Source organism: Microcystis sp. M44BS1 (assembly GCF_020244875.1).
Lineage (GTDB): Bacteria > Cyanobacteriota > Cyanobacteriia > Cyanobacteriales > Microcystaceae > Microcystis > Microcystis panniformis.
On the sequence record NZ_JADBVM010000011.1, the window covers coordinates 1 to 4,998 of the forward strand.

A 4,998-nucleotide genomic window follows, 5' to 3' on the forward strand; every position below is an offset into this window, starting at 1 on the left:
AATTAAAAATGGATTTTAGGTTCGATCCCCCCTGCCCCCCTTGATAAGGGGGGTGCCGATAGGCGGGGGGATCTACCCTTGATAAGGGGGGTGCCGATAGGCGGGGGGATCTACCCTTGATAAGGGGGGTGCCGATAGGCGGGGGGATCTACCCCTAATAAGGGGGGCATCTGAAAGTTTTCAATACCTACCTATGTGCGATTAATTGTGTCTAACTACTCAAAAAAGGGGTTTTATTTGGTTTCTGGGGCAGAATTTTGCAGATTTTCTATTTGTTCTCTTTGCTTGCGTTTAAACTCCTCGGCCGCTTCGTTGATATTATTGCGAGTATCTTCCTGAAACTCCGATCCGTCCCGGCTACGGCGAAAATTACTATTATGAATCAAGTCTAGAGGATTAAAACCACCGAGAGCATCCCTGCCATCGGAACTACGTTCATTTTTTTGATAATCCGGCTGACTGGGGTTCAAGCTTTGAGCTAACACTTGCCGATTAAAACCAGCCCCGACTAATAAAATAGTAGCTAGAAATAAAGACGATTTGATCAACATTTTTTGAGTATTCATAATCTAACTAACTCCTCAGAAAATTATCTAGTTTTTGGTTTTGAGAAAGTTACAGGCTTTTCAGTGAACTGATAACTGATAACTGATAACTGATTTAAGCAAAACGACGACGAAGTAAGGGCTGAATTGCTAAAAGGATTAGCAGATCAAAAGCTAAGAGCAGGGCTAAAACTGTCAAGAAATTGAGGTCAAGCCAAGGGGTTTGTAAGACTATGCTATCAAAAGACCAGTGCTGATTGAAATAAATATAACGGATCGGTTCGATCGCATAGGTGAGAGGGTTGAGACTAGCGATTACTTTTAACCAATCTGCCATAAAGTTTAAGGGAGCGAGGGCGGTACTGGCAAATAAAAGCGGTAAATTGGTGACAAAAATGACGGCGATTAATTCGATATGTCCGGGGAGAGCAAAGGTTAAACTGAGACTTAAGGCAGTCATACCCAAAACTATTAGGAAAACAATCAAAGCGATCGCACCTAATCCGGCTAAACTAGGCAATCCGGCCCCTAAAAAGGCACTAGCGGCCACGATCGAGGCGGTTTGGATGAAACTGAGGGCGATAATATAGATGGTAGAAGCGGCCACGATCGAGTAACGAGTGGTTAAAGGTGCTACCAAGAGACGGTTAAGAAAGCCAAATTCTCGATCGAACATTACCGGCAAACCGGCATTTAAAGCCCCAGAAAAAGCGGTAAAGACAATCACCCCGGGGGCGAGAAATTTAGCATAACTGAGATCGTTGCCGAATAGACCCTGGGGGGCATTATAAAACAATGCCCCAAATAAAATCAGCCACATAAATGGCTGAATTACCCCCGCGATTAGGGTTGAAGGACGACGTTGTAATTGGATGAACAGACGTTTAGTCATGGCCAGAGTTTCTTGCAGAAATTCCCCTAGCACATTTCCCCCATCGTCCACCGTTGCTGCTCTAGTGGGATTGGGGGCTAAACTAGCTTTTAAGGAAGAAGGTGTGATCGTTTGGCTCATGAAATATTTACCTCTAATGCAGTCTTAACGAGTAATTTAGATAGTCAACAGTTTATCAGTGATCAGATGGCTCTCTTGGGGTTCCGGTGAGGGGCAAATCCTCTCGAAGAAAAGGCTGACACCCTACCACTTCTCCAATATACAAGAGGCGCAAGCCCTGGGGGAAAGGAATGTAAATATTTATTAAATTGTAGCTTTTGATACAATGCGGGGGGGGGGAAGTGTGTATTTTGTCTTTGAGCATTCGCTTGTCATTGTTTTGGGTTGCCCTATCGCTTAACCCAAATCTAAATGTCACGCACTCAAATCATTTACCATTAACCCTTTTCTTTTCATGAAAATAAAACAACTCGGAATTGTTTCTGGAGTTGCCCTTGCGACTCTGGTAACGGCTAGTGCGGCACAAGCTGCTTTGGTGGTCGTACCCCCCGGCTTGAATCCAGGCGATCAGTATCGTTTGGTGTTTGTTACTGACGGCACACGGGATGCAACAAGCACCAACATCGACGACTACAATAAATTTGTTACCAATGATGCCAGAGGAGGAACCCCAGGGATTGATACGGCTCTCGATGTGGCTTTAAATGCGTCAGGATTTAACCCTAATACGATCGAATGGAAGGTGATCGGTTCTACGGATTCAGTCGCTGCCCGTGATAATACAGGTACTAATCCATCGAGTACGGGTGTTCCGATCTATCTCATAGATGGCAACCGGGTTGCCAACAATAATGCCGATCTCTGGGATGGCAGCATATTAACCGGCATTGATCGCACTCCCCAAGAATCCGTAGGTGTTACTTTCGTATGGTCTGGAACCTCGGATGATGGTACGGTCGGGTGCTGTGGAGGGGCGATCGGGTCTAATGTCGCTATCGTCGGTGTTGCGGGCGCTTTCCTGGGGTCAGGGTGGATCAACGAATCCGTTAAGTCAGGTTCTGAAGTATACCAGTTCTATGGAATCTCAACCGTACTGACAGTTCCGACTCCAGCAGTCAGCGTCCCCGAACCCTCTAGCCTTCTTGGTTTTATCACCCTGGGCGGTTTAATGCTAGGGAGTGCTGTTAGGCTTACTGGGGGCGGCAGCGACACTTAAGAAAACGGGTTTCTTTGAGAAACCCGTTTTCTGGAAGAGGAGAGGAGGTGCGGGTTTCCTCTCTCTTTTTTTGGGGGAGGTTTTTTGATGGGTAGCATCTCAGTCCTGAATTATGTTAGGATTGGCCGTAGAATGATCAAAAATCGTGACTACACAAGCAACAGTAATCCAAGCTACAGCCAAGGAAATTAGGGAAGAGGTTTTTAGATTTATTCGGCCAGCCCTATTTAATGATCGCTGCCGTTTTCCTGTACCGATCCTAACTGTTGACGCACATCATCGATCGCTAGATTTAACTGGGCAATTTTATCTTCTAAACTGCGGCGGGCCATTTCCATGCCTTCCTCTGGAGTCAAGCGCCCATTGCGGATCTCCTCTAAAAAAGCTTGATTATCCCCATCTCCTAAACCGCGACGGCTGCGATTAGCCAACACTGTCCCCAAAACACCGCCCACTAAACCACCGACAATCGCACCGGCTAAAAAACCGCCCGTAAACCCATCTCGCTGACTCATAATCCCCTTTTCTCCTAATAGGTTCCAAAAGCTCGATCGCCGGCATCGCCCAATCCCGGCACGATGTAACCGCGGCTATTTAATCCTTCATCGATAATAGCCGTATAGATGTTCAAGCTGGGATAATTTTGACTCAATTTCTGTAAAGCCGGCGGGGCAGCCACCACGGAAATCAGGCGAATCAGGGCAGGATCAACGCCTCTGCTGGTAATTTCTGCCATTGCCGTTGAAATTGATCCCCCCGTGGCTAACATCGGTTCAAGAATTAAGACTCTTGTGGCCGGATCAAAACTGGCCGGTAATTTATTTAAATAACAACTCGCCTCTAGGGTTTCCTCATTTCTGGCTAAACCGAGGTGATAGGTACTAGCTAGGGGTAAAAGGCTTTGGGCTCCTTCCAACAGGGCTAATCCTGCCCGTAAAATCGGGACTACGGCCATCGGTACGCTAGGATCGATAAAAGTAGCCGGACATTCCGCTAGAGGGGTTTTAACGCTAGTTTCCAGGGTCGGCAACCATTGCCGCGCCGCTTCGTAGGTTAACCAGCGGCCTAGTTCCGTCATCGCTGTTTTAAACAGTACCGAGGGGGTATTTTGATCGCGTGCGATCGCTAACCAATGCTTAACCAGAGGATGTTCGGGAACATAGACGCGCAGTTGTAAAACCATGAAAACACTAGAACTCGATCGAGGACTAAACTTTATCTTAACAGCTTTTTTCTCCCCACTTCCCACTCCCCACTTCCCGCTTCCCAAACCCCAAAACAGAGGTTAAAATAAAAGCAAGCCAGAAGCTTGCGAGCGGCTTCTGACTTGGCTAATTTTAACGACGACGGGTTCTTTGTCGTCTCCGGGCTACTGCTTTACGCTTTCTCTTTTCTTGAGGGGTTTCAAAAAATTGATGCTTTTTGATATCCGCATAAATTCCCGCTTTCGCTACCTGTCGCTTAAAACGACGCAGGGCTGATTCGATCGCCTCGTTCTGACCAACTACCACTTGGGTCATTAACCTAATTCACCTCCTGTAATTGCTCTCTGCCTAAAAAATGCCAACTTCTCATTATAGCACAATCTAGGGTAAAAAGCGATCCAAGGCGGCCTTTAATTCTTCAATTTCTGTCTCGATACTACCTTCCTGGGCAGCCCGGGCAATACATTCGCTCAGATGTTCGTCGAGAATAATTCTGGCAACGCGATCAATCGCCCCGCGAATAGCGGCAATTTGCATCAAAACTTCGGGACAGGGACGATTTTCCGATACCATCGTCTTGATGCCGCGAATGTGTCCTTCGATCCGCGAGAGACGGTTAATAATTTGCTTCAGGGAAGCTTCGCTATGGACGTGGGGAGTCCCTTTTGACTCGTGGTCATGGCCCGTCTCGTCGTGGTTGTGAAGGGGGTCGAAAGGGGTAATTTGATTAGTCAAGGGCTTACCGTCAATTCAGTTATACTCTCTAGTGTGCCACACTTGCAGACCCCAGCCCCTAGCATAGTTTTGTCCAGTTTGAATTTCCGTTCAGGGGTCTTCGGTTTGAAAGAGGGTGTCGGGTGTGGGGTGTGGGGTGTCGGGTGTGGGGTGTAGGGTGTGGCCCCCCCAACCCCCCCGACATCGGGGGGGCAGGTGGGGTGTGGGGTGTCGGGTGTGGGGTGTAGGGAAGGAAACCTCTTTCATCTGTGGGGGTGAAAATTTGGCTCTTCGTTACTCTTTATGCTAAATCAACAGACAAGATGCCAAGATAACATACTTCTAACCCAAAAATTCCGAAAGTTTCTCAAGCCATAGCCTCTCCGTTTTATTAGTTTAAGTTTATTGTTGATTCCCTCGACCACC

The 4,998-nt window shown here is 47.3% G+C and carries 8 protein-coding genes; 1 reads left to right on the plus strand and 7 read right to left on the minus strand.

The window, feature by feature from the left end:
* Nucleotides 1–233 precede the first annotated feature (233 nt).
* Complete coding sequence (locus IM515_RS00385) at nucleotides 234–566, minus strand: hypothetical protein (RefSeq protein WP_185238000.1); 333 nt, start codon at nucleotides 564–566, stop codon at nucleotides 234–236.
* 94 nt (nucleotides 567–660) lie between these two features.
* On the minus strand, nucleotides 661–1,557 hold the full coding sequence (locus tag IM515_RS00390; protein WP_002789013.1) for an ABC transporter permease: 897 nt from the start codon (nucleotides 1,555–1,557) through the stop codon (nucleotides 661–663).
* A gap of 334 nt (nucleotides 1,558–1,891) precedes the next feature.
* Between IM515_RS00390 and IM515_RS00395 the strand changes: the two genes are divergently transcribed.
* Entirely contained in the window at nucleotides 1,892–2,653 is a 762-nt protein-coding gene (locus IM515_RS00395) for a PEP-CTERM sorting domain-containing protein (protein ID WP_287630073.1), read from the plus strand.
* A gap of 227 nt (nucleotides 2,654–2,880) precedes the next feature.
* On the opposite strand, the gene IM515_RS00400 is transcribed toward IM515_RS00395, so the two are convergent.
* The 5 genes from IM515_RS00400 to IM515_RS00420 form a co-directional block, all read right to left on the minus strand.
* Nucleotides 2,881–3,168, minus strand: a complete 288-nt coding sequence (locus tag IM515_RS00400; protein WP_002766601.1) for a ssl2009 family thylakoid membrane protein — start codon at nucleotides 3,166–3,168, stop codon at nucleotides 2,881–2,883.
* A gap of 14 nt (nucleotides 3,169–3,182) precedes the next feature.
* A complete protein-coding gene (upp, locus tag IM515_RS00405) occupies nucleotides 3,183–3,836 on the minus strand; it encodes a uracil phosphoribosyltransferase (RefSeq protein WP_002764021.1) in 654 nt (217 codons plus the stop codon).
* 154 nt (nucleotides 3,837–3,990) lie between these two features.
* Nucleotides 3,991–4,173 (minus strand): 30S ribosomal protein S21, encoded by a 183-nt coding sequence (rpsU, locus tag IM515_RS00410; RefSeq protein ID WP_002738938.1) that lies wholly within the window; start codon nucleotides 4,171–4,173, stop codon nucleotides 3,991–3,993.
* A gap of 66 nt (nucleotides 4,174–4,239) precedes the next feature.
* The gene (locus IM515_RS00415; protein ID WP_002766602.1) at nucleotides 4,240–4,593 is read right to left on the minus strand and encodes a metal-sensing transcriptional repressor; all 354 of its coding nucleotides are present in this window, start codon (nucleotides 4,591–4,593) and stop codon (nucleotides 4,240–4,242) included.
* A gap of 290 nt (nucleotides 4,594–4,883) precedes the next feature.
* On the minus strand, nucleotides 4,884–4,998 hold a 115-nt coding region (locus IM515_RS00420), incomplete at its 5' end, for a transposase (protein WP_287627018.1).

Coding starts and splice junctions, on each gene's coding strand:
- IM515_RS00385 (WP_185238000.1), bottom strand. CDS start 566: ATGAATACTCAAAAAATGTTGATCAAATCGTCTTTATTTCTAGCTACT.
- IM515_RS00390 (WP_002789013.1), bottom strand. CDS start 1,557: ATGAGCCAAACGATCACACCTTCTTCCTTAAAAGCTAGTTTAGCCCCC.
- IM515_RS00395 (WP_287630073.1), top strand. CDS start 1,892: ATGAAAATAAAACAACTCGGAATTGTTTCTGGAGTTGCCCTTGCGACT.
- IM515_RS00400 (WP_002766601.1), bottom strand. CDS start 3,168: ATGAGTCAGCGAGATGGGTTTACGGGCGGTTTTTTAGCCGGTGCGATT.
- upp (WP_002764021.1), bottom strand. CDS start 3,836: ATGGTTTTACAACTGCGCGTCTATGTTCCCGAACATCCTCTGGTTAAG.
- rpsU (WP_002738938.1), bottom strand. CDS start 4,173: ATGACCCAAGTGGTAGTTGGTCAGAACGAGGCGATCGAATCAGCCCTG.